Origin of the sequence: Tautonia marina, from assembly GCF_009177065.1 — a bacterium.
GTDB classification, from domain to species: domain Bacteria; phylum Planctomycetota; class Planctomycetia; order Isosphaerales; family Isosphaeraceae; genus Tautonia; species Tautonia marina.
The window spans coordinates 181,698-205,294 of record NZ_WEZF01000010.1; the positions used below are offsets into that span (position 1 = coordinate 181,698).

The window sequence follows — 23,597 nt, forward strand, 5'->3', positions numbered from 1 at the left end:
CCAAGTGGAACAGAAAACTCACGAATTGCCGTCGAACGTCGCGCCCTTCGCTCGGCCCGAACTCTCCGTGCCTGGTCACCGCCCCCCCTCTTGCCGTGTGGAAGGAGTCGAGTGGACCGGACGGATCGACGGCAGGTGAGCCTTCTCAACGTCGACGAAGCAATTGGCGTCCGGATCGTAGGCCGACAGGTCCCCCGACTCGAACCGATAAACCCATCCATGCAGATCCAGCTCGCCACGCATCAGGCGAGGAGCCACGCTGGGAAGGGTCGTTAAATGTTCGAGTTGGACCAGAACATTGATCTCAATGGCCTTGTCCAGTCTCTCCTTCCCTTCCAGATGTCCGTAATTTTCGGCCATGATCTGACGCGTCGAGTCGGCATACTGCAGCCATTTGACCACCGAGGGCAACATCGAGAGATTCTGCGGGTTCAAGAAGGCTTCCATTGCCCCGCAATAAGAGTGCCCACAAATAATAATATGTTTGACTCCTAGAATTCGAATCGAGTACTCAACGGCCGCCTCCACACTATTGTCCGCCCCATGCGGCGGCACGAGATTACCGATGTTTCGCAGAATGAATAGATCGCCCGGATTGGACTGGAGCACCACGTCGGGTTGAACCCGCGAGTCACAGCAGGTGATGAACAAGAAATCCGGATTCTGCCCCTGCGCGAGCGATTCGAAAAACGCTTTTCGATCGGGAAAAACGCTTTCTCGAAAACGGTGCAACCCTTCAATGAGTCGGTGCATAAATCTCAAGACTCTTCAGGAAACAATGAACGGCTCGAAATCCCTGCTCTCCCCATCCGCGCGGAGAGCAGGTCGAGAATTCAAGCATCAAGCGTGCCGCTCGGGACGGTCAGCGGCCGTGTCCCTGGCGAACAACGGCCCCGTTCCCGGTCCTTCGGGCAAGATACTCGACAAGATCGCGAAGGTCACGCTTTGAAAGCGTCTTGAGCAGGTCAACCGGCATGGCGGAAATGCCTCGTTGACGCTCCTCGATCTGCGCTTTGGCGATGGTCAATGTCTTCCCGTCCGCATCCATGAGGGTCATGGAATCCTCCGTGTCCTCCTTCACGATGCCGGTCAAGATTTGTCCATCGGTCGTGGCGACCACGAGCGTTTCGAATCCCTCGGCGATGCGGGCATCCGGCGCGACGATCGATTCAAGGATGTAGGTCCGGTCGTGCTTGGCTCCGATGTCCGAGAGGACCGGACCGACCTCTCCCCCCTGCCCGTCGATTGTGTGGCAGCGCTGGCACTGAGCTTCGGTGCGCTCGAAGAAAATCCGACGGCCCCGGCGAGCATCTCCCCCGACAAGGGTCTCACGATAGGGGGCTAACGGGTCGTCTTGCGGGCGTGACGCCTCGATCTGGCGAAGCCGATCGCGCACACCTTCGGCCTCTCGCCGGGCCGCCGCCTCGATCAACTCCAGTTGGAGCTCGCCAGGGACTTCACCGGCCAGGAAGCGATCGAGCCAGAAGGCAAGGACGCGATCGGCTCGTTCCGATTCCATCCTTCCCAGCGTCTCAAAGGCTCCCTGACGCTCCGGCATCGTTCCTTGCTCCAGAACCGCCTCCAAAATCGGCAGCGCCTCGTCAGGGTCGAGCCCCGAAAGCAAGCGCAACCCCTCGGTTCGAACCAGGGCCTCGGGATCGGTTGTGGAGCGGCGGGCAACATCGACGAGTCTCGGGTCACCAATCGCCTCCATCGCCCGGATCACTTCGACACGGGCCTCGGAACCGATTTGATCACTCGCAAAGAGATCAAAGAGAGTCGGCCCCGCTTCCGAAATTCCGAGGGAGGCGACCCCGCGAGCCGTGGCCATGCGAATGGGATCGGTCCCTGCCCGGAGCAACTTCGCCACGACCGGCCGGAGCGCCTCGGCCGCCTCGGCCGCTGGTCGACTCGGCAAGGGCCGCCAGAGGCCGACCACCCGGTCTCGACCGCTCGGATCGTCCCAGTTGGCCAGGATGTCCAGAGCTTCGGCGCGGATCGGTTCCGGCATGGCTCCGTCCACCGCAATGCGAGCGAGCGTGCCGGCACCCTCCGGCCCGCCAACCTTCAGGTTCGCGTTCAAGACCCGCCGCAGCAGCGGCAAGGGCATCTCGGGGGTCACCTCAAGGGCCGCCAACTTCGCCGCCGCGCCGTCGATGGGGGCGTCGTTAATCGCCCGGGCCGCTTCGAGGACGAGCCGAGGCTCCGGATCGTCCAGGAACCGCGCGACATCCGGATTCTGCTGCCTCCGGTAGACGAGCAGGGTCGCCAGCCGAACCGAAGCCGAGTCGTCTCCTGCGAGCTTGCCCAACGCCTCATCATCGGCCGTGCCGAGCAGGCCCATCACACCGGCGTGGCGGAGGTAGGGGTCGGCATCGCCGTTCTCGCGAATCATCTCCACGATCGGCTCGACAGCCTTTGTGGATGCACCGAGCTTGCCCAGTGAAATCGCCGCCTGCATTCGGACCCGAGGGGCTTCGTCCTTGAGCGCGTTGATCAACGCCCGGTTCGCGTCAATCGCATTAAACTGGGTGCCGAGCGCAATATCAGCACTCCAGAATCGCTCAGGGGAAATTAATCGGGCAGCCTGGGCTCGGACATGGGGGGAGGGATCCCTTGCGATCTCGTCGAGGACCATCCAGATCGAACGCCCGTTGCTCTCGGTGAGATTCACCTCCTCGATCTGACCGAGGGCCCACAAGGAATGAAGGCGGGTCATCTCGTCACGGGACGTATCGAGAAGAGCAGTCTCAAGCGGATTGATCGCCTCCTCACCTCGATCGGCCAGGGCGAACTGCGCCCGCTGCCGGACCCGCTGGTCGGCATGACCGAGCAGTCCGATCAGCTCGTCCGTGGATCGGCCGTCGAATCCCTCGGCCAGCAACGAAGCGACCTCGGCAATCGCGGCCTGGTCTGGGTTCTCAAAGGTCAGGTGGTAGATGCGTCCCTTGCCGGGCTGGCCCCAGCCTTCGATCCAGTCGCTGACGTACATCCCTCCCGAGGGGGGGAAATCGACGTCGGTGGCGAGGATCGACCAGAGGAACTGGTGCTGATCGACGGGAGCGAAGCTTGCGCCGTTGGCTTCGACCGCGAACGATCGGAGACCACTGTTGCCGGGTGTGCCACGGAAGTCGGCCAGGAAGAAATGGTCGTTGTACCGGTCGGGGAGGCCGGCGACGCCGGGATTGAAGGCAAGGCCCGAAGGACCATCGCTGAAATTCGCGAGGGGGGGAAGGATGTGCGCCGCGTCGTTCCCCTCCGACTGGGGCTTCCAGAGGTTCTCCGCGTTCCAGGGCCCACGGGCGACCGGCTCGGTAAGGTATTGCCAGCCGATGTGCCAGCCGCTGTCCCCTCCCTCCACAATGTCGACCAGGCGGGCCTGGTCGCCACCGTCGCTGTTATTGTCAACCGTGAACAGGTTGCCATAGCGGTCGAAGGCCAGCTCCTGGGGGTTGCGCAGGCCGGTGGCGACGATCTCCAGGTTCGAGCCGTCCGGGTCGCATCGCAAGACGGACCCCGTATGGGGCACCTCCAAGCGGGTGCCCTCCTTCGTCTCGACGTTCAGGCCGCGATCACCGACTGAGAAGTAGAGCTTGCCATCCGGCCCAAAAATCAGGCCGTGAAGGTCGTGGCCAAGGAAGGCGACGTGGACGCCATAGCCCGTGTGGAGCGACTCGCGAACATCGGCCACGCCATCGCCGGTCGTGTCGCGGAGCTTCCAGAGGTCGGGGATGCAGGTGTACCAGACGTTGCCATCTCGGGCGATGACCCCGGCGCCGATGCCCGCGGCCACGTCATCGAAGCCATCGGCAAACACGGTCGAGGAGTCGGCCGAGCCGTCGCCGTCGGAATCGACGACCAAACGAAGCCGATCGGTGGCAACGCCGTAGCTTTGAAACGTCGCCGCGTCGAAGTGCTTGCGGTACATCGCCACACGGCCTTCGACGGTCGTCAGGGACAGATCGTCGTCGAGCCAGTACATATGACTGCGGTTGTCGGTCACGCCTTCATGAAGGCGGAAGGTCTCGGCAACGTACACCCGGCCCTGGTCATCAATCGCGAAGGCCACCGGGTTGGCCAGCAAGGGCTCGGCCGCCCAGGGTCGAATCGAGGCCCCGTCCGGCAGCCGGAACCCGGCAATGGCTCGGGTTGGCTCGTCGGTGGTCAGAGTCGTGTCCGGCCCGACCGCGTCGGTGTCGCTCGCAATGGCCAGGCCGCCGACCTGTCCGCTCCCGCCGGCCAAGGAGACCAGTCCGATCGTCAGCACGCAGGCGAAGGCCCGAGACGTCGTCACTCGATGCATGGAACGCATTGCCTCGATCACGCGAAAAGAGAGGAGTTCCCGGCCCCCTGAGCATGGCACACTCCGACCGGGATCGGCGGAATGATCTGATCTTAACGGCCCTTCTGACGAACTCCCACCCCCCCGCAACCTTGCCCGGCATCGACCGGAACGTCTATCATGGAACGATCGTTAACCGCGCCTCTGCTTCCCGGCGGTGGAGCGTTTCTTCTCTCGACGGAGTCCGATCGACGATGCCCGCGACCGCCCACAAGACCATTCTCCTGGTGGACGACGACCCCGAGATCATCGACTCGATGCGGACAGTCCTCGAGGGCAAAGGCTACCGGGTCCTCGTCGCCCGAGACGGCAATGCCGGACTAACGGTCGCCGAACGGGAGGAACCGGACCTGATCATCCTCGACATGATGATGCCTCGGAAAAGCGGTTTCCTCGTCCTGGAAAAGCTCCGCACCCGACCCGAAGGTCTTATCCCAACGATCATGATCACGGGGAATGAGGGGAGCCGGCACCGAGCGTACGCCGAATTTCTCGGCGTCAAGGATTACATCCGGAAGCCATTCGCCATGGAGAAACTGCTCCGCTCGGTCGATGCCATCCTGCAGGGTTCAGACAGCACTGGAACGGCCAAAACGAAATCCAAAGGCTAATGAGCCTCAGGATCTGGCCTCGCGCGAGCGTTCAATCGCTCCACTCGCCGAAGTTTTTCGGGGCCTCGGGCGGAAGACGACCACCGATCCGATGACCCCTCGCGATCGTGATGATCAACCCTTGTCAAGAGTCGCAGTCAAACTCTAGCATATTGCTCCGGCAAGATGATGCGTCCACTGCATTCTTGAATGGCGCACGTGCGATACCACGTTTCTTCTCAGGTGCTGCCCCCCCTCTCGGCTCCGTCGAATGTGACAGCACTTCCGGACGGATTCCCGACGGCACCTCGCAGCGCGACTCTTGATTTGATCTTCTGGACTCTCTCATCAATCACACTCCGACTCGCCCCGTTCGGCCGCTTCGGGCCAAGACCGTCCGATGCCGCACCTCGGGGCCGTCGATCAACGAATGAGCGATCGCCATGCGCGTTCTCGTCACCGGTGGAGACGGTTATTGCGGCTGGGCCACTGCGCTGCACCTGGCCAACCGAGGCCATGAGGTGGCCATCCTCGACAACCTGATCCGCCGGCACTGGGATAACCAGCTCCGGATCGAAACCCTCACACCCATTGCCCCCCTGCAGCGCCGTCTCGAACGCTGGGAACAACTGACCGGCAAGCCGATCGAATTGTTCGTCGGCGACTGCTGCGACTATCCCTTCCTTTCCGATGCCATCCGCCGCTTCCAGCCCGAGTCGATCGTTCACTTCGGCGAGCAGCGCTCGGCCCCCTTCTCGATGATCAGCCGCGAGCGGGCCGTCGAAACGCAGGTCAACAACGTTGTCGGAAACCTGAACATCCTCTTCGCGATGCGCGACATCGTGCCCGATTGCCATCTGGTCAAACTCGGCACGATGGGCGAATACGGCACGCCGAACATCGACATCGAGGAAGGCTACATCACCATTGAGCACAACGGCCGCAAGGATACGCTGCCCTATCCCAAGCAGCCCGGTTCGTTCTATCATCTGAGCAAGGTGCACGACACCCACAACATCCACTTCACCTGCCGCATCTGGGGCCTTCGAGCGACCGACCTGAACCAGGGGGTCGTCTACGGCGTGATCACCGAAGAAACCGAGATGGATGAGCTGCTCATCAACCGTCTCGACTATGATGGCGTCTTTGGCACCGCCCTGAACCGTTTCTGCATTCAGGCCGCCATCGGCCACCCCCTGACGGTCTACGGCAAGGGGGGCCAGACCCGAGGCTTCCTCGACATCAGGGATACTGTCCGCTGCATCGAGATCGCCTGCAACAACCCGGCCGACGCCGGCGAGTTCCGCGTCTACAACCAGTTTACCGAGCAATTCTCGGTGGGCGAACTGGCCGAGAAGGTCAAGGAAGCCGGGGCCAAGCTCGGCCTTGACGTTGCCATCGAGCACGTCGAGAACCCCCGCGTCGAGCGCGAGGAACACTACTACAACGCGAAGAACACCAAGCTGCTCGACCTCGGACTTCAGCCGCATTACCTTTCCGACTCCTTGCTCGACTCCCTCCTGAACATCGCCATCAAGTATCGCGATCGGGTGGACATGAAAGAGATTCTTCCGAAGGTTTCCTGGAAAACAGGAGCAGCCGAGGTCACTTCGGGGGTCAAGGTCAGCTAATTCAAAACGATCTCGGGTGTCGGACACGTACTTGATCCGGCACCCGAACCCCGCTTTTGACCGCCAGGTGCGCATGCTGTTCCGGCGAAGCAAGTCGGCAGCTCTCAATCGACAGACCGACTCTCCACCGCCCCCATCTGTCTACGCCCATGCGAATCGCGCTGTTCACCGAGACGTTTCTGCCCAAGATTGACGGAATCGTCACGCGACTGACGCAGACCATCACCCATCTGAAACGGGCGGGAGACGAGGTGCTCGTCATTGCCCCGGCGGGTGCCCCGAAGCGGTTCGAAGGAGCGCGGGTCATCGGTGTCCCGGCGGTCCCGTTTGCCCTCTATCCTGAGCTGAAGCTGGCGATCACGGGCAAGAAAATTGGCTCCAGGCTCGTGAAGTTCGAACCGGACATCGTGCATGTGGTCAATCCGGCCGTGCTCGGTGCCTGCGGGGTTGCGCATGCCCTCAAGCGGGACCGCCCCCTGGTCGCGTCGTATCACACTCATGTGCCGAAATATTTGAAGCACTACAAGCTCGGGGCACTGGAGGGGCTTTGCTGGAAAGTGATCCGGTCGATGCACAACAAGGCACGCCTGAATCTGTGCACATCGACCGCCATGATCGACGAACTGAACGTCCGGGGGTTTCACAATCTGGCGCTCTGGCCCAGGGCGGTTGATACCGACCTGTTTCGGCCGGAGTTGAAGTCGGACGCCATGCGGGCGGAACTTTCTGGAGGTCAATCAGACGGCCCGCTCTTGCTCTATGTGGGACGGCTCGCCGCCGAGAAAGAGATCGAACAGATCCGGCCCGTCTTGAAGGCCATGCCCGAGGCGACCCTGGCCCTGGTGGGTGACGGCCCGGCCCGAGAGAAGCTGAAACGCCATTTCCAGGGAACCCGGACGCGGTTTCTCGGCTATCTCCGGGGGGAGCGTCTGGCTTCGGCCTTCGCCTCGGCCGATGCCCTGCTCTTCCCGTCTCGGACCGAGACGCTCGGCCTGGTCTTGCTGGAAGCCATGGCCGCCGGTTGCCCGGTGGTCGCCGCAAGGGCCGGGGGGATTCCCGACATCGTGACCGATGGCCTCAACGGCTGTCTGTTCGATCCGGCCGATCCCGATGGCTTGACCCGAGCCACCCGTCGCCTGTTTGATTCCTCCTCATTTCGGGAATCGCTGCACCAGAATGCCAGGTTGGAAGCCGAGCGCTGGAGCTGGGCCGCCGCCACCGATTCCCTGCGATCGTTCTATCAAACCGTCCTCACGGGTGAGCCGATCACAGCCGGTTCGCAACACGCCACGCCCGTTCCTCCGGCCCATTCCGGTTCCTGATCGGCACTTAGCCACCGTTGCAGGTTCGCCAGGATTTTCAAGAGCGTCTTCCTTGACGTGAGAGGGTCCCCCTCATGGATCGAGGCTTCGAAGTGGTTCGCTACTTCCCCGATCGAGGGAAGTTCATCACGCTCGCAATTGGCTGTGCCCTGCTCAGCCTGGCGTGTTTGATCAAGGTGGTGATCGTGGGAACCTCGGTGGCGGCAATGCTCGGAGCGGGGTTCTTCCTTCTCGGATCGGTGAACTGTTTGCAATCGCTCGATCGCAAGCGATGCCATATCGAGCTGAGTCCGGATGGATTCATCGAACGGTCCCCCCTGCGACAACGGCTGGTCCGATGGTCCGAGGTCGATCGGTTCGAGCTGATTCCCCTGCCCCGCAGCTATGTCTGGGTTGGCTATCGCCTGGCCGACTGCGACGACCCTCGTCTTCCCCTCTGGGTCCGCCGAACCCGTCGACGTGAGGTCAGTCTGGCCGACACGTACGGCCTTGACGCAAGGGAACTCGTCGAGCAACTGAATTCCTGGCGCCAGCGGTTTCGTCAGGCACAGACGTCGATCTCGTTCGAATGAGCTGACCACGATCGTCTTGCCAACGCGAGCCTGGGCGGTTGGAATCAAGTGCGCCTCGGAACCGAGTTTCGCGACCGCACCGGAGGACCGCCCGATGGCCTGCCACGTCCGCACTGAACAACGCGGCGACCGTACCGTTTGGATCTTGAACGACACGGAATCCGAAGCCTCCGCATCGATCTTGCCGTCGTATGGGTTCAACCTGTTCGACCTGAAGCTCCCGGCGGCCGGTGCGTTGCGATCCCTGGTCGTCACCGAGCCAGGCTGGGAACGGAACCCGACACATCCGGCCAAGCACGGCTTCCCCGTGCTGTTTCCGTTCCCGAACCGGATCAATCAGGGGCGTTTTGACTGGGAAGGGACCTCGTACCGGCTCCCGCTCACCAAACCGCCCCACGCCATCCACGGGTTCGCTCTCGATGCCGACTGGGAAGTAACCGACCACGGCGAGGGGCCGGACGGGGCTTATCTCAGCGGGCGGTATCGTCTGTCGAAGACCTTTCCCGGTAATGCTCCTCGATGGCCGAGTGATGGCTACCTCGACCTCCGATACGCCCTGCATGGGAGAACCCTGGTCCTCGATGCCACGGTTGCAAACGAGTCTGAAGGCGATCTTCCCTACGGCCTGGGCTTTCATCCGTACTTCCGACTGCCCTTCGGCAACGGCGGCGATCTGTCCCGTACGAAGGTCGTGATTCCGGCCTCGCAGACCTGGGTCCTCGATGAAACGATCCCGACCGGCGAGGTCCGTCCTGTTCCCGAAGCACTCGACTTCCGACAGGGCAAGTCAATGCAGGGGCTCCAGGTCGACGCCGTCCTGACCGGCCTGGAACACAATGCCGAAGGGTTTGTCGTCTGCCGACTGATCGACGAGGCCCTCGGCGCCGAGTTTCGCATCGGATTCGATGCCAATCCCTTCCGAGAGATCGTCGTCTTCACCCCGCCCTTCGGCGACGACATCATCGCCATCGAGCCGTACACGCAGACCACCGACGCGATCAACCTGCACCAACGAGGGATCGACGCCGGCCTCCGTATCCTGAAACCTGGCCAGCAGGAAAGCATGCGCATCACGATGGAAACGGCCGATTGCTGACCCAAACCTGACCAACCGCGCCCACTCCGCGAGACGATCCTTCCGAGACCCCCCAATGACGCCGTTGCTCGCTCCGATCGCGTTCGCCGCCCTGGTTCTCACCGCCTCGCTCGCAATGGCGGACCCCCCGGCCAGGTCCAGGCGACCGGTCGACCTGGCGGCGGCGTCGAAACATCCGGCGCCCGGTACCACGGTTCCCTCAGCCCTCGCCTTTTCCGCCAACAGTGGGTTCGTTTCGTATCTCCTGCCCGAAGGAGACGGAACCGCTCGAGTCCTCTGGCGGGCTTCGGCAGACGAGAACGCAACTCCGCAGGTCATTGCCCGCCCGCCCGATGAAGGGAACACCGACGAAAACGTCTCTCAGGAAGAGGCACTCCGCCGGGAGCGTCTGCGGCTTCGAGACACCGGGATCAGCCAGATTGTCCGTGCTCCTCAGACCGACCGAAGCATTCTCCCTCTGAAAGGCGATCTCTATCTCCTGGAAGGAACCGAACCGCTGCGCCGGTTGACCGAGACGGAGGTCCCCGAGATCGATCCGAAATTCTCGCCAGACGCCGAGCGGGTCGCGTTCGTTCGGGAGGGCGAACTGTTCGTGCTCGACCTCTCCACCGGAACCGAAACCCAACTGACGCAAGGAGCGACCGACGGTCGCTCGTTCGGCCTGGCCGAGTTCATCGCCCAGGAAGAACTCGGGCGATCGACCGGCTACTGGTGGTCTCCCGACGGCAAACGCATTGCCTATCAGGAAACCGACGAACGAGCCATTCCCGAATACACGATTGTCCATCAAGGCGAATCGGAAATCGTCTCCGAATCGCATCGTTACCCGTTTGCGGGGGCGGCGAATGCGAAAGTACGCCTGGGCGTCGTCTCCTCGTCGGGAGGAGAAACGCAGTGGCTCGAACTCTCCGAGGAAAACGAGGACGCTTATCTGGCCCGCGTCGATTGGGAAGACGCTCAGCATCTCCTTGTCCAGCTCTTGCCAAGGGATCAACGATTGCTCCGGCTCGTTCGGATCGATCTGGAATCAGGCCAGCGTTCGACCCTGATCGAAGAAACCGCCGAGAGCTGGATCAACCTGCACGATGATCTGACCACGGTGCCAGGCACCCGAGAGATTCTCTGGGCCAGTGAACGATCGGGATTCAAGCACTTGATGGTGCTTGATCGCTACGGCAAACCGATCCGAACACTGACCTCGGGCGACTGGCCGGTTGATTCCGTCGTCCACCTCGACGGCAAGCGCAGGGAGGTCTGGTTCCTGGCCGGCCGGGAGTCTCCCTTGACGCGAGACCTCTACCGAGTGTCGCTCGATGGAGGTCCAATCGAGCGGTTCACCGAGGGGAGAGGATTCTGCAGCGATGCCGTTGTCTCTCCCGACGGAACCAAGCTCGTCCTGACCGTCTCACGCGCCGATCAACCTCCGGTGACAACCCTTCACGATCGCTCCGGCCGGGTCCTCACCACGCTTGCCGATGCCGCGAGCGACCCGCGATTGACCGAACTGACGCTGGTGACACCCCAACTCACCCAGTTCAAGAACCGCGACGGCATCACGCTTTATGGAGCCTATTACGCTCCGATGGGCATGACTGCGAAGGCCAAAACACCGCTTGTGGTCCTCGTGTACGGAGGACCTCACGTCCAGCGCGTTACGGATTCCTGGGGCCTGACGGCCGATCTGACCGCTCAATTTCTGGCGGCTCGTGGGTTCGCCGTCTGGAAATGCGATAACCGGGGAGCGTCGCGCCGAGGCTTGGCGTTCGAGGCCGCCTTGAATCGGAGGATGGGGACCGTCGAGGTCCGGGATCAGGTCGATGGGGTCCGCTTCGCCGCCGCGGCTTATCCCGAAGCGGATGCGCAACGGGTCGGCATCTCGGGCGGCAGTTACGGCGGCTACATGACGATCCGATGCCTCTTGCTCGCCCCCGAGACCTTCAAGGCCGGGGTGGCAATCGCTCCCGTTACCGACTGGGACGGCTACGACACCGGCTACACCGAGCGTTACATGGGAACCCCTGAGAACAACCGAGACGGTTACACCGAATCGTCCGTCCTCGACAAGGCCGACCGGTTGGAGGGGGCGTTGCTGCTCGTCCACGGCCTGCTCGATGAGAACGTTCACTTCCGCCACTCGGCCCGACTCGTCTCGCAGTTGATCCGAGCCGGCAAGCCCTTCGAAATCCTGCCGATTCCCGACGAACGGCATTCGACCCGCAAGGAGGAAAATCGCCGGGCCATCCTTGATCGAACGGCCAGGTGGTTCGAAGCACACCTCGGGAGCCAATAACTCGTCGGATCATTTGTGATGCCGGGGGATTGCATCGTCGGCCAGGTTGTGAGAGAAGTGTGAAACCAATCGCCGGATACTCCCCTGTCCGGTCTCAAACGACCCTCCTACTGTAAGCCCCGGCCCCCATCCAGGACGAGGAACGCCCGCCGATGGCCGAACCGGACGACGACCCCGTTTATCGCGATTCGAAACGGGAAGCTCTCATCATTCTCCTGGCCTGGGCCGCCTGCATGGTCTGGTCCGTGTCTTACTGCTACCTCAACGGATACACCCGACACGACCGCGTGCCGGGAGAGGTCTCGGCGCTGCTGCCGACGCTTGATCAGCGCGACCGGACGCTTGAATCCCTCACCACTCCGTTCGGCCTCGGGATTCCCGATTGGGCCCTGTGGGGGATTGTTGTCCCCTGGATCGTCTGCGTCTTCTTCAGTGCCTGGTTTTGCTTCGTTTACATGACCGACGACCCCGAACCGCAAGACCGGGGCGAGGACGAACACCTGGTCAATCCGGCCGTCGAGGACTGAGACGCACATGACCCACGAATTGGCGACCGGATTGGTCTTCCTCGTTTACATGGTCGGAGTCTTCGGACTGGCGATCATGTCCAACCGGCTCTTGCAGAAGAAATCGTTCCTGGCGGAATACTTCCTCGGGAGCCGAGGGCTGGGCGTCTGGGCCCTGGCCTTCACGTTCGCGGCCACGAGTGCCAGCGGAGGCAGTTTCACTGGCTATCCGTCGTTGGTTTACACCTACGGCTGGATCGTGGCGCTGTGGATCGGCAGCTACATGATCGTACCCGTGGTCACCATGGGCTTGATGGGCAAACGGCTCAATCAGGTCGCCCGGCGAGCGGGAGCACTGACGATCCCCGACGTGATTCGAGAGCGTTTCGCATCGCCCGGCCTGGGCCTTTTCGCCTCGGCGGTGATCGTCTTCTTCACGCTGACGAACCTGATCGCGCAGTTCAAGGCCGGGGGGATCATCCTCGATGTTCTGCTCGAAGGAACGCCTGGCTATCGCGATCAAATCGTTCCCTGGGTTGAGCAAACCGGCATCCTCTCTCCCTTGCTTGCCATTGCAGGAGCGAACACCGGATATGTGATTGGCCTGCTGTTGTTCGCGTTCACCGTGATCGTTTACACGTCGTACGGTGGCTTCCGGGCCGTGGTCTGGACCGACGTGATGCAAGGGATCGTCATGGGGATCGGCGTCCTGATCCTGATTCCCTTCACGATGGCGGCGGTCGGCGGGTTGAACAAGGCGACCAAGGATCTGGCCGAGCGTCCTCCCCGCCTGGTGGTCGGACTGGCCGCCCAGGACAACGCCATCGAGTATTACGGCAAGACGCCTTCTGATGTCATCATTCATCACACGGCATTGCCTCCCGCCGTCGCCCTCGACATCGAAGGCCCACCACTGACGGTTGAGGTTCTCGAAGACGAACAGGACCGCGTCCAGATCACGATCAACCTGGCCGCCGAACTGGGAACGATCCAGGCCACTGCCCGAGATGTGGTCGAGGCCGTCAACGCCTCTCCCGAGGCAAGCAGGTGGGTCTCGGCCTCCATCCCGAAGCTCGAACGATATCCCGACCTGAGCGGCAACGGGCTCGCACCCTTGATGGAGGCACCGAACCACCTGAGGCCCGGCAGAGATCTGGTCTTTGGTCCCGGATTAAAGCAGAAAGGCAACGGGGCCGGCGACCCGTTCCACCCGATCGGCATGGCGATCTCATTCTTCTTCATGTGGGCCATCTCCGGTGCAGGACAGCCTGGAACCATGGTCCGATTGATGGCCTTCCGCGATAGCAAAACCTTGCGCTACGCGATGTTTACCGTCACCATCTACTTCGGTTGCATCTATCTGCCGATCATCTTCCTCTTTACCGCCGCCCAGCAAATCATTCACCCGGCCGAGTTGACGGCCGGCTCCGATCAGATTATGCCCCAGCTCGCCAGCCGGGTCGCCCCCTGGTGGCTCGCCGGGATCTTGATCGCCGCGCCGTTCGCGGCAGTGATGTCAACGGTGGACTCGTTCTTGCTCCTGATCAGCTCGGCCGTGGTGCGCGATATCTACCAGCGAAGCATCAACCCCGATCTCTCCGAGAAATCAGTCAAGATCATCAGCTACTCGACGACCGCCATCAGCGGCGTTCTCGTGACCTTGATGGCGCTGAACCCGCCCCGTTTCCTGCAAGACTTCATTGTGATGACTGGCGGCGGCTTTGCGGCGACCTTCCTTGCCCCCGTCTTCCTGGGCATATACTGGAAACGGATGACCCGCGTCGGTGCCTGGCTGTCGATGGCCGCAGGATTCGTCACGACCGTGGTCCTGTTCTCTCCGGTCCTGCTGGCCGCTCCTCTGGCGGCGTTGAACATCAGCTGGCGGAGCGAGGAGATCAACCTGTTTGGGCTTCATCCCTTGATCTGGGGGCTGATCGCCTCGTTCGGACTGGGAATTCTCGGAAGTCTGGCCAGTCCGAAGCCTCCGCGATCGCTCATCAATCGCTACTTCGCGAAGCCAGATCTGGCAGGACTGGACGAACCACCGCCACACCAGGTTTGACCGTGCCGAGCCCTTCGCGCTAAAATCAGCGATCCGACAAACTCCAAGGTCATGCCACCTGAGCGATGGCCCCGGTCTCACCGGGGTCCATCGCCGATCGCTCGCCAAAAGGGGAGGAGCCCCGACCATGAGGCTGTCCTTCGACGAACAAGGCACAGGGCCGGTGGTCGTCTTGCTGCATGGATTCCCGCTCGATCGCACCATGTGGTCGTCACAGCTCGGCATGCTCTCGAATCATCATCGGGTCATCGCGCCTGACCTTCGGGGGCATGGCCAGTCTCCCACTCCTCCCGGCCCTTACCGCATGGAGGACATGGCGGCTGACGTGATCGAGACACTCGACGCCGCCAGGGTGGAGCCTCCTTACGTCGTCGGTGGCCTCTCGATGGGGGGCTATGTCGCCCTGGCAATGGCCGAACGATATCCCGATCGCCTCCGAGGACTGATCCTCCTGAACACACGAGCCGGGGCCGATAGCCCCGAGGCAGCCGCCAATCGTGAAGCCAAGGCCACCGCCCTGGAACAGGAGGGCTCGACCGAGTCTCTCGCGGCCATGGTCGAACTGCTCATTCCCGAGACGACGCGGAACTCTCGCCCGGAACTCGTCGATCAGGTCGTGGCGATGATCCGCCAGACCTCTCCCATCGGAGCGGCCGGTGCCCTTCGAGGCATGGCGATGCGCCCCGATCGCCTCGATGTCCTCCGACGCCTGGCCGTACCTCTCCGGGTCATCGCCGGTGCCGACGATGCCATCGTTCCCGAAGCCGAAGCTCAGGTTATGGCCGAAGCGACCCCTCAAGGTGATCTGATCGTCATTCCTGGTGCCGGGCATCTGACTCCCCTGGAAACCCCCGGCGCGACCAACACCGCGATCCGGTCGTTTCTGGAACGACTGACATGACATGCTCGCGGCCCGGCCAGGATGGCCGGCCTTCCTCTCCGGCGGCCCGGACGCCGCCCCTGGCTCTCGCGATGCTCCTGGCCCTTTTGCCGGGAGGATTCGCCTGCGCCCCGGGAGATGCCGCCTCGCGAGATCGCCCCGAGAACCTCGTCGCCACCAATCCCCGGGCGTTGGCCCCTCCGGCCGGCCGCTCCTCGGCCATCAAGGGTCTTGCTTGGGGAGGTTCGCCCGGTGATCGCCGGCTCGGGGCCCTCTTTGACGACGGTCGGTTTGCCATCTACCGACCGGCCACGGGACCGGCACCCGAGTCGGTCGGGCTGGTCGTCCCGGATCGAGGTCCGCTGACCAGCCTGGCAATCTCGGCGACCGACCGCGCCATGACCGGGGATGCTTCGGGGCTCGTCCTCTGGGACACCTCCCAGGCGATGGCCCGGCCCATCGATTACGTCGATTGCGGCGCCGTTGGAACACTCGCTGTGGAGCCGATCGGCCCGCACGACCTGCTCGCCGGACTCGAAGACGGCCGCCTCCTCCGATTCCGTCCCGATCGCGACCGAATCGGAGAACCCCGGGCTGAAGCCCGCTCCTCGGGGCGAGCGTCGGGAGTTCGGGCCTTGACCTTCCTCGACAGTGGCCGATCGATCGTGGCGCTCCGGGAAGACGGGCAAGGCGAGCGCAGACCCAGGCAACTCAACGGGCCTCCTGAACCGATTGGCCCCGCCTTGGCCGTGACTGAGGTTCGGGATCGTATCATCCGCATCCTTGGCACTCTCGAGGACGGCCCGGCTCTCGACGCGATCGCACGTGATGGAACCCCCTTATGGCGGTTTCCGCTCCCGGCCGAGGGGGTCGACCTTGCCCCCGTCCTCGGTGGAGACGGGCTTATTGTCTGCTGTGAAGACCGGATCTTGCTGATGCGTCCCCCCCGAGATGGCCCTCCCATGCCGGCGGAGGTCCGGGGAATCCCCGCCGAAGGAATCACCCGGGTGGCCGTCGATCCTGCCGATCCCGCCGGCGGTCGCGTCGCGCTGGCCGATGCCGGGGGCCGACTCGTCGTTTACGATGCCGAGGATCTTGCCCGATCCGCCGCGCCGATCTCTCTGGACAACGCCGCCGATCTTGCCTTTCGCCCCCAACGTCGCGCCTACCACACCCGACCATTCTCTGATCGAATCGTCTCAGAGTCCTCGTCAATCTCGACCTCCCAACGACTCACCGATCGGATTGCCGAGGCCCGTCGTCTGCTCGACCGCCTCGATCTGGACACCTTGCGTCCTCTTGTGAGAGATCTGGAAGCCGACCCGGCCCTTGATCGTGACGCTTCTGCCGAGATCGCCACCCTGGCCGCCGCCGTTCGCCAGGAAACCGGCTGGCCCGATCAGGCCATTCGGCATCCCCTTAGCCTCGCCCGCGAAACCTTCACACTCCGAGACCGCCTCGACCGGGAAGCCGATCTGAGACTCTGGTCCGGCTCCTTGCTGGTTCCGACCTTCGACGGCCGAAGCGAGGCGGGGAATGCCGTTCGGATTGAGGAAGCCCTGGCCGAGTTCCGCCAAGCCGCCGCCCTGTTTCGCCAGGCCGACCCGAGCCTGGAACGACAGGCCCGGATCGCCGAGGCCATGACCGCCTGGGGACTTCTCGCCCTTGGACGCTCGCAAGCAGCCCAGACGGCCTTCCTTCCGGTCGACCAGTATGCCAGGCAAGATCCTGTTCTTCGCCAGGCTCCCGAGTTTGACCGAATTTCCGCGGCGCTCGCCGTGGCCCGACGCGACTGGGAAGCAGCCGATCTGGCCAGCCATCGACTCCTCAGACGACTCACCCCGATCCCGGACGACCGAACCGCCCTGGCTCGAGAAGCCGCCCTGGAACGAGTCGGAAACCTGGCAGCCCTGGGACGCTGGACCGAGGCCGCGCTTGTGCTGGATTCGGCTCGTCCGAACGACCCCGAGTGGATGCTCCGCCGCGCGACCATCCGTCGCCGTGCGGGCCTTGAAACCGCGGCGCTGGAGCCGTTATCACCCCACGACTCGGCCGATGGGCCGGAATCGGCAGCGATGACCCACACCCGAGGACGCTTCGCGGTCGCCTCGGAATCGACTCGGGCCGAAGGTGTCGGACTGCTCACTCAGGCGGCAGAGACCCATCGAAGGGCCGGTCGATCCGACCTGGCACTGGAGGCGGATCTGGAGCGTGCCGAGGCGCTGGAACGGCTCAATCGGCCCGGCGAAGCCATCGAGTTGTTCGCTCGGTCCGCCCGAACCCTCGTGACCGAATCTGGCCAGACGCGCACAAGAGGGGCAGCCCGACCGATCGGCCTCGCCACCGGCAGGGCGTATCGGGGCCTCGCCCGCTGCCAACTCGCCCTGGGCAAGCCGGAACACGCCCTCGGAGCCCTCGATCAGGCAGCGCTTGTTGCCTGGTTTGAGCGATCGGGAGAAGCGCGAGTCCGATCCGCTGTCATGGTTGCTCCTCCGGGAGGGGCAACGGCTCCTCGCCTTGAAGCCGCCCGCCGCACAACCCTCGACCCGAATCGGGAGTCGGCGGCTGATTCGGAGACCGAGGCCCTGGTCCGTCAGCTTGAGGTACGACGCGCCGCGGAACATCGGGAACTGGCCCTGACCGATCCGACGCGTCCCTTCGATCTCTCGTCGCTCCGTCTGGCCGACCGCGAAGCGATTCTGGTCGTCGCGGGAATCGGCCCAGAGTCCCTTGTCGGTTTCCTGATTCGACCTGCTCAGCCGGTTCTGGTCCAACCCCTTCCGATCCGACGGTCAGACCTACGACGAGCCGCCCGACTCTGGCGAGCCGCTCTGGGAGACTCGGGCCGCCCCGACGAGCTAGAACGGGCCGCCCTGCCGGATGGTCTGCTGGCCCTCGCCCCCGAGCCGGACCTCTCCCTGCCTCCTGCTCCAAAAGGGCTTGCCCCATCGTCGGCTCCCTCCCCTGGATCGGAGTTGAGCAACGCCGTGGTCGGTCCGTTCCTCGAATTCCTTGGGGGCACTGACCGACTCGTGGTCGTGCCTGATGATGCGTTGGCCGCTCTGCCGCTCGAAGGGCTTTTGGTCGGGAGTTCCTCACGAGACTTCCCTAGCGTTTGCTATGCACCGAGCCTCTCCTTGCTTCGTCGATCACGGGTGGAACCCCGCGAAGACGACCCGGCCGGCGGATCGATCCTGGTTGCCTCTCCGGGCGATCCGGTCCTCGGGCTGGCTGTTCGATCGGCGTACGGGGTCGAGGCAACCCGAGTCGAGGTGACGACCGATTCGACAACGCTCTCTGGTCGGCTGGTCGATGGGAAACGGAGTCCTCAGATTCTCCATCTCTCAACGATCGCCCTGCTCGATCCGGCGACCTCTCGTCTCGGAGAGGCGGAACTGGTGCTTCGCTCGGGCGACTCGGTCACAACCGAAACGGAAATGCCCCGGCTCTCGGGTTCCGAGATTCTTGGTCTGAATCTGAACGGATCGCTCATCCTGCTCTGGTTGGAGCATCAGCCGAAACCCTCGGTTGCCGAACCAACCGCCTGGCGAGACCTTGCCGCCTGCTGGCTGGCCGCTGGGGCCGAGGCCGTCATCGTGAGTCTCTGGGATCCGCCGGCCGACTCCGCTCCGCTTTTCGCCGCCGAACTGCATGGCGGCCTTTCGAGGAACCTCGCTCCGGCCGAAGCCCTTGACCGGGCTCGCCGAACTCTGGCTGCTCGACCCGCAACGGCTGATCCGGTTCACTGGGCCGGGTACGTTCTTTACCAGGCAGGTCCTGCGGATCGGTAACCCGATCGAGCCCGCCCTCCGAACGCCCCCATCGCCGTGCGGGCCTTGCACGAGGGGCGCAGTCATGCGATAACGGGCCAACACCGGAACGAGATCGGCTCCTGAGTCTGACTGAGAAGTCGCTTGTCCGCTGCGCAATTGCTGGCATCGATGAAGCCCGTCACCATGCCCGGCAATTCCCGACACTTCAACCTCCTCCGAGCCGGACCGCTGACCAAAGATCGATGCCGGGACGTCACCTCGAACCCTTGATCTCCACCGACGCCGAACTGGCCGGACTCATCGCTCATCTCCGCGATCAGGGCCGATTCGCCTTCGATACCGAATTCGTCTCGGAGGAAACCTTCGAGCCGGTGCTTTGCCTCGTGCAAATCGCCACGACCGAGCGATTGATCGCGGTCGATCCCCTGGCGCGCGGCCTCAATCTCGATCCGCTCTGGGAACTCGTCCTCGATCCCTCGGTCGAGGTGGTGATGCACGCCGCGGGCGAGGATCTTCGCATCTGCCGACTGCGCACCGGCCGCCTGCCTGATCGTGTCTTCGACACACAGGTCGCCGCCGGATTGGCCGGGTTTGGCTACCCCATGTCGTTGACGAACCTGGTCAATCAATCGCTCGGCATCGTGCTCGCAGGCAGCGAGACACGCACCGACTGGCGACGCCGCCCCTTAAGCGAGGCCCAGGTCCAGTACGCCCTCGATGATGTCGCCCACCTGCTCGATGTGGCCGACCATTTGCTCGATCGGCTCGAACGGCGCGACCGACTCTCCTGGGCCGAGGATGAGTTCAGCGCCTTCCTCGAATCGGTTCGCCGACGAGTGGAGGAGGATCGTTGGCGTCGGCTCCCCGGCGCGGGTGGCCTGAATCGCCGCTCCCTGGAGATCGCCCGCCGCCTCTACGACTGGCGCATCGAAGAAGCCCGCGCGAGCAATCGTCCCATTCGCCAGATCATGCGCGACGACCTGATCGTCGGCATCGCCCGCCGTCAGCCGAAGTCTCGCCGAGACCTCGAAGCCCTGCGCGACTTCAACCGCCCGGCCTTGATTTCCCGAGCCCGAGAGTTGCTCGACGTGATCGCCGAGGCCCTGGCCGTTCCCGAAGATCGCCTGCCCGAGCCGGGAGAACGCCCCGACGACCTGCCCGGTCTGTCGATGCTCACCTCCTTGCTCAACGCGACGATGTCCCATTGCGCCGCCCACCATCAGATCTCGACGGGCCTGGTCGGATCAACCAACGACCTGAAAGCCCTGATTCGCTGGCACCTTGACGGCCAGCCTGAGGGCCGCGAACCGGCTCTCTTGCAAGGCTGGCGCGCCGAGGTCTGCGGACGATCGCTCCTTGATGTCCTTTCCGGCCGCCTGGCCTTGCGCATCGATGATCTCGGCTCCGAAGTCCCGGTGGCTCTGGAGCCGGTCGTCTCCCACCCGTCCCTTGAATCGAACTCGCCCGACGGATCGCCATGAATCGCATCATCAGTTGCTTCACCAATTGCTACGGCCCCTCCGGTGTCCGCACCGCGGCCGAGAAAATCCGGGATGCCGGCATCAATCACCTGGAACTCGCGCTGCGCGGTCACAACTTCGGCGGCCTGGTCATTCCTGAGGATGTCGTCGTGACCGAGAAGGCTGACGACGCCACCGCCTCGGAGTTTTGCGACCTCTTGAACCGGCTCGGCGTCAAAATCAGCGGCTGCAACGTCGGCGGAGGCGATATGCGCACCGACGAAGGAACCGCCCTGACCGAGCGCCGGATCCGGTTCGCTCGCAAATGGTTCAACGTCGATATCGTCGTTTCCGGCGCCAGCCAGCCGACCACCCCCGAAGAACGCCGGGCCGTTGTCGAAAACCTCCGCAAGGTCGGCGACGTCGCCCAGGAACTCGGCATGGTCATCGCGCTCGAAACCCATAAAGGGCCGACCCAGAACGCCGACGAGATGCTCACCTTGATGTTCGAGGTCCATCACCCCGCCGTTCGCCTGAACTACGACACCGGCAACATCCTCTATTACAACCCCGGCGCCGATGTTTACGAACAGCTTGACCGCGTCAAGGATTACGTCCGGAACGTGCATTTGAAGGACTCTCGAGGTCAGCCCGAAGACTGGTACTTCCCCGCCGTCGGCGATGGCGGCGCCATCGACTTCCGACGCATCCGGGAACAGCTCGACGCCATCGGCTACACCGGCCCCTACACGATCGAGATCGAGGGAATCGGTGGAGAACCGGAGCCTGGCCTCGACGAGCGGCACAACCGGATCAAGCGGAGTGTCGATCACCTGAGAGCGTGCGGCTACTTCGATTGATCCGCCACCACTACGGCCCAGGGGAGAGGCGTGATGGATCCGGTCGATATCCTGACCATGTCGGTGCGAGTCGCCCAGAGGATCCGGTCGTCCTCCGACCCCGAGCTGACCATTCTGCACGCCTACAACGCGCTGGGCCTCGACCCGCCGGCCGATCGCGATGAGCCGATGGCCGTGCGGGTCACTCGGCTCGTCGAACTCGCCGGTGAGGGCCGGAGAGACCTGGACGCGTTTCTTGACGAACGTTCCGGCCCGTTGCCCTGGAACCGGACAATCGAGCCCGATCCGTCGGAACTGCTCGACGCAGACCCGGAGGCCGCTCGCCTCGTCGAGTTCGTCGAGGACCCCTCGGCCGAGGCGTCTGCGTTCGACCTCTTCGCCGGCTCGTTCCCACCGTTCAGCCTGGCCGATCGAGCCGCGGTCAGCTACTTCGACCGCGAGGTGATGCTCGAGCAATTGACCGAGCAAGCGGCCGAGGCGGGCTCACCGGTCGACCCCTCGCTTAAGGAGCTTGTCGATCGACCGCTGGCGGTTTCCGTCCGAGGTCTGATTGACTATCCGACCGAAATCCCGGTCCTGTTCACGATTGAAACCGGCGAAGAACCCTGGAACGTCTGGGAAATCTGCTGCGCCTTCGCCGAACAGTACCGCACGATTTACGAGGCGGCCGGCGCGTACGGTGTCTGGGGCCATGACCTCACCGACCTCTGGATCGAACGCCTTTTCTATTATCCGACGGAACGCCTCATCTACCCGTTGATCGGTTCCTGACCGCTCGTACGCACGGTCATTCCTCTGGTCTCCCGCGGCTCAAGGCTTGCGAGCATCCAGTGTCTCGATCACGGTCTCCTTTTCTGATAAGATCAGCTGTTTTGGCGACCAACCTGGTCCGTCGATCGCCCCCTGACGTCGTTCGGATGGCGACCAGCCCGAGTCCCGAATGCCCCACGATCGCATGCCGACCTCGACCGCCTCTCCCCAGCTCTCGAAAATGAACTACGAGGTGGTCCGAACCCTCGGGACCGGCGCGGGCAGCACCATTCTGCTGATCCGAGACTCCGCCACCAGTCGTCGCTATGCGCTGAAGGTCGTCCGACGCCAGGGTCCGGACGACGATATTTATGTCAATCAGGCGATGCAGGAGTTCCACGTCGCCCGGATGATCAACCATCCGAACATTTTGAAGGTGTACGACTGTCGGGTCCGAAAATCGTGGTTCCGCACCACGGGCGTCGAGCTTCTTATGGAGTATGTTGACGGCTTCGTGCTGGACGACGTCCCCTCCTTGCCGATCCCGAAACTGGTCGCCGTCTTTCGCCGAGTGGCCGACGCGATGGCCCACATGCACCGCCGGGGGGTCTACCACGGCGACCTGAAGCCGGGGAACCTGATGATCTCGAAATCCGGCGAGGTCAAGGTCATCGACTTCGGCACCGCCTGGATCCGAGGCGAAGACAAGGCCCGAGTCCAGGGCACTCCCTACTACATGGCGCCCGAACAAGCCTCGGATCGCATCGTCGACGAGAAGACCGATCTCTACAACTTCGGCGCGACGATGTATCGCATGTTCACCGGCGAGTATGCCAACCTCGGCATTCCGGGGCTCGACAACGGTCGACTCAATCGCGCTCGAATGAAAACCCCCGCCGCGCTGGTGGCAGAGATTCCGAAATCGCTGAGCGATCTGATCATGCAGTGCATCGCACCGAAACCTGATCGCCGGCCTTCGGGAATGGCTGAAGTGCGCGACCGCCTCGATGAAATCGCCGCCGAACTGGGTTCCGAGGCCGATGACCTGACGGACTCGGATGTCCTCGACTAATACCAGGCGATTGTCCCACCGGCACCGGACGGACACGGGCATCACCCCGGGTGGCTCGACCCTTCAGCATGCTCCCAAGGGTCTCACGACCGATCAAATGAATCGATCGGCGTCAGCTCTCGCTTGAGCCGAAACCCTGTGTCATGGTACAGTGAATTTCTTCCCCTTCGGTAAGAAGGGGGCCTGGTCCTGTTCTGCACCGATTCACTTGACCTTTCACACAATCCAAGGGAGGGCTCATGGCTAGCCGCCGTCGAGGCAAGGGCCGTCGCAAGGTCGGTCGCAAGAAGCGCCGCATGCGCAGCAAGATCCGTCACCGCAAGAAGTAATCCGACCGGGACGGCCCACCCCTCAGACCGGCCGCCCCGAGTCGTCACGGCACGGCCGATTT

Annotated in this window: 16 protein-coding genes; 14 read left to right on the top strand and 2 right to left on the bottom strand. The window is 63.3% G+C overall.

From position 1 onward, the window contains the following. Positions 1 to 75: 75 nt before the first annotated feature. A complete protein-coding gene (locus GA615_RS13990) occupies positions 76 to 753 on the bottom strand; it encodes a carbonic anhydrase (protein WP_152051919.1) in 678 nt (225 codons plus the stop codon). A gap of 109 nt (positions 754 to 862) precedes the next feature. Beyond that, positions 863 to 4,303: a PVC-type heme-binding CxxCH protein gene (locus tag GA615_RS13995; RefSeq protein WP_161602334.1), complete on the bottom strand. Its 3,441-nt coding sequence runs from the start codon at positions 4,301 to 4,303 to the stop codon at positions 863 to 865. Between the two features lie 233 nt (positions 4,304 to 4,536). Between GA615_RS13995 and GA615_RS14000 the strand changes: the two genes are divergently transcribed. The 14 genes from GA615_RS14000 to GA615_RS14065 all read left to right on the top strand — a co-directional run bounded on the left by GA615_RS14000 (position 4,537) and on the right by GA615_RS14065 (position 23,206). Next, positions 4,537 to 4,953, top strand: a complete 417-nt coding sequence (locus tag GA615_RS14000; protein ID WP_152051921.1) for a response regulator transcription factor — start codon at positions 4,537 to 4,539, stop codon at positions 4,951 to 4,953. A gap of 422 nt (positions 4,954 to 5,375) precedes the next feature. Beyond that, positions 5,376 to 6,563, top strand: a complete 1,188-nt coding sequence (locus tag GA615_RS14005; protein ID WP_152051922.1) for an NAD-dependent epimerase/dehydratase family protein — start codon at positions 5,376 to 5,378, stop codon at positions 6,561 to 6,563. Between the two features lie 149 nt (positions 6,564 to 6,712). Beyond that, the gene (locus GA615_RS14010; RefSeq protein WP_152051923.1) at positions 6,713 to 7,885 is read left to right on the top strand and encodes a glycosyltransferase family 4 protein; all 1,173 of its coding nucleotides are present in this window, start codon (positions 6,713 to 6,715) and stop codon (positions 7,883 to 7,885) included. A 74-nt stretch (positions 7,886 to 7,959) separates the two neighbouring features. Next, positions 7,960 to 8,457, top strand: coding sequence for a hypothetical protein (locus tag GA615_RS14015; protein ID WP_152051924.1), 498 nt, complete (start codon positions 7,960 to 7,962; stop codon positions 8,455 to 8,457). Positions 8,458 to 8,551: 94 nt separating this feature from the next. Continuing rightward, positions 8,552 to 9,553 (top strand): aldose 1-epimerase, encoded by a 1,002-nt coding sequence (locus GA615_RS14020; protein ID WP_152051925.1) that lies wholly within the window; start codon positions 8,552 to 8,554, stop codon positions 9,551 to 9,553. A 55-nt stretch (positions 9,554 to 9,608) separates the two neighbouring features. Then, entirely contained in the window at positions 9,609 to 11,843 is a 2,235-nt protein-coding gene (locus tag GA615_RS14025) for a S9 family peptidase (RefSeq protein ID WP_235905421.1), read from the top strand. 152 nt (positions 11,844 to 11,995) lie between these two features. Further along, the gene (locus GA615_RS14030) at positions 11,996 to 12,370 is read left to right on the top strand and encodes a hypothetical protein (RefSeq protein ID WP_152051926.1); all 375 of its coding nucleotides are present in this window, start codon (positions 11,996 to 11,998) and stop codon (positions 12,368 to 12,370) included. Positions 12,371 to 12,377: 7 nt separating this feature from the next. Continuing rightward, a complete protein-coding gene (locus GA615_RS14035; RefSeq protein ID WP_152051927.1) occupies positions 12,378 to 14,411 on the top strand; it encodes a sodium:solute symporter family transporter in 2,034 nt (677 codons plus the stop codon). A gap of 127 nt (positions 14,412 to 14,538) precedes the next feature. Then, positions 14,539 to 15,312 carry an alpha/beta fold hydrolase gene (locus GA615_RS14040; RefSeq protein WP_152051928.1) on the top strand — a complete coding sequence of 258 codons (774 nt, stop codon included), beginning with the start codon at positions 14,539 to 14,541 and terminating at the stop codon, positions 15,310 to 15,312. Beyond that, positions 15,309 to 19,082 carry a CHAT domain-containing protein gene (locus GA615_RS14045; protein ID WP_152051929.1) on the top strand — a complete coding sequence of 1,258 codons (3,774 nt, stop codon included), beginning with the start codon at positions 15,309 to 15,311 and terminating at the stop codon, positions 19,080 to 19,082. Before GA615_RS14040 ends, GA615_RS14045 begins: the two co-directional genes overlap by 4 nt. 224 nt (positions 19,083 to 19,306) lie before the next feature. Continuing rightward, positions 19,307 to 20,545, top strand: a complete 1,239-nt coding sequence (rnd, locus tag GA615_RS14050; RefSeq protein ID WP_152051930.1) for a ribonuclease D — start codon at positions 19,307 to 19,309, stop codon at positions 20,543 to 20,545. Then, on the top strand, positions 20,542 to 21,384 hold the full coding sequence (locus tag GA615_RS14055; RefSeq protein ID WP_152051931.1) for a sugar phosphate isomerase/epimerase family protein: 843 nt from the start codon (positions 20,542 to 20,544) through the stop codon (positions 21,382 to 21,384). The genes rnd and GA615_RS14055 overlap by 4 nt, the downstream gene beginning before the upstream one ends. A gap of 33 nt (positions 21,385 to 21,417) precedes the next feature. Then, entirely contained in the window at positions 21,418 to 22,155 is a 738-nt protein-coding gene (locus tag GA615_RS14060) for a hypothetical protein (protein ID WP_152051932.1), read from the top strand. A 169-nt stretch (positions 22,156 to 22,324) separates the two neighbouring features. Next, the gene (locus GA615_RS14065) at positions 22,325 to 23,206 is read left to right on the top strand and encodes a serine/threonine-protein kinase (RefSeq protein ID WP_235905423.1); all 882 of its coding nucleotides are present in this window, start codon (positions 22,325 to 22,327) and stop codon (positions 23,204 to 23,206) included. The last annotated feature ends 391 nt before the right edge of the window (positions 23,207 to 23,597 follow it).

Excerpts from the sequence above, each read along its gene's own strand:
- GA615_RS14045 (WP_152051929.1), top strand. The coding sequence starts at position 15,309 with ATGACATGCTCGCGGCCCGGCCAGGATGGCCGGCCTTCCTCTCCGGCG.
- GA615_RS14060 (WP_152051932.1), top strand. The coding sequence starts at position 21,418 with ATGGATCCGGTCGATATCCTGACCATGTCGGTGCGAGTCGCCCAGAGG.
- GA615_RS14025 (WP_235905421.1), top strand. The coding sequence starts at position 9,609 with ATGACGCCGTTGCTCGCTCCGATCGCGTTCGCCGCCCTGGTTCTCACC.
- GA615_RS14000 (WP_152051921.1), top strand. The coding sequence starts at position 4,537 with ATGCCCGCGACCGCCCACAAGACCATTCTCCTGGTGGACGACGACCCC.
- GA615_RS13995 (WP_161602334.1), bottom strand. The coding sequence starts at position 4,303 with ATGCATCGAGTGACGACGTCTCGGGCCTTCGCCTGCGTGCTGACGATC.
- GA615_RS14005 (WP_152051922.1), top strand. The coding sequence starts at position 5,376 with ATGCGCGTTCTCGTCACCGGTGGAGACGGTTATTGCGGCTGGGCCACT.
- GA615_RS14010 (WP_152051923.1), top strand. The coding sequence starts at position 6,713 with ATGCGAATCGCGCTGTTCACCGAGACGTTTCTGCCCAAGATTGACGGA.
- GA615_RS14065 (WP_235905423.1), top strand. The coding sequence starts at position 22,325 with ATGCCCCACGATCGCATGCCGACCTCGACCGCCTCTCCCCAGCTCTCG.
- GA615_RS14040 (WP_152051928.1), top strand. The coding sequence starts at position 14,539 with ATGAGGCTGTCCTTCGACGAACAAGGCACAGGGCCGGTGGTCGTCTTG.
- rnd (WP_152051930.1), top strand. The coding sequence starts at position 19,307 with ATGCCGGGACGTCACCTCGAACCCTTGATCTCCACCGACGCCGAACTG.
- GA615_RS14035 (WP_152051927.1), top strand. The coding sequence starts at position 12,378 with ATGACCCACGAATTGGCGACCGGATTGGTCTTCCTCGTTTACATGGTC.
- GA615_RS14055 (WP_152051931.1), top strand. The coding sequence starts at position 20,542 with ATGAATCGCATCATCAGTTGCTTCACCAATTGCTACGGCCCCTCCGGT.
- GA615_RS13990 (WP_152051919.1), bottom strand. The coding sequence starts at position 753 with ATGCACCGACTCATTGAAGGGTTGCACCGTTTTCGAGAAAGCGTTTTT.
- GA615_RS14030 (WP_152051926.1), top strand. The coding sequence starts at position 11,996 with ATGGCCGAACCGGACGACGACCCCGTTTATCGCGATTCGAAACGGGAA.
- GA615_RS14015 (WP_152051924.1), top strand. The coding sequence starts at position 7,960 with ATGGATCGAGGCTTCGAAGTGGTTCGCTACTTCCCCGATCGAGGGAAG.
- GA615_RS14020 (WP_152051925.1), top strand. The coding sequence starts at position 8,552 with ATGGCCTGCCACGTCCGCACTGAACAACGCGGCGACCGTACCGTTTGG.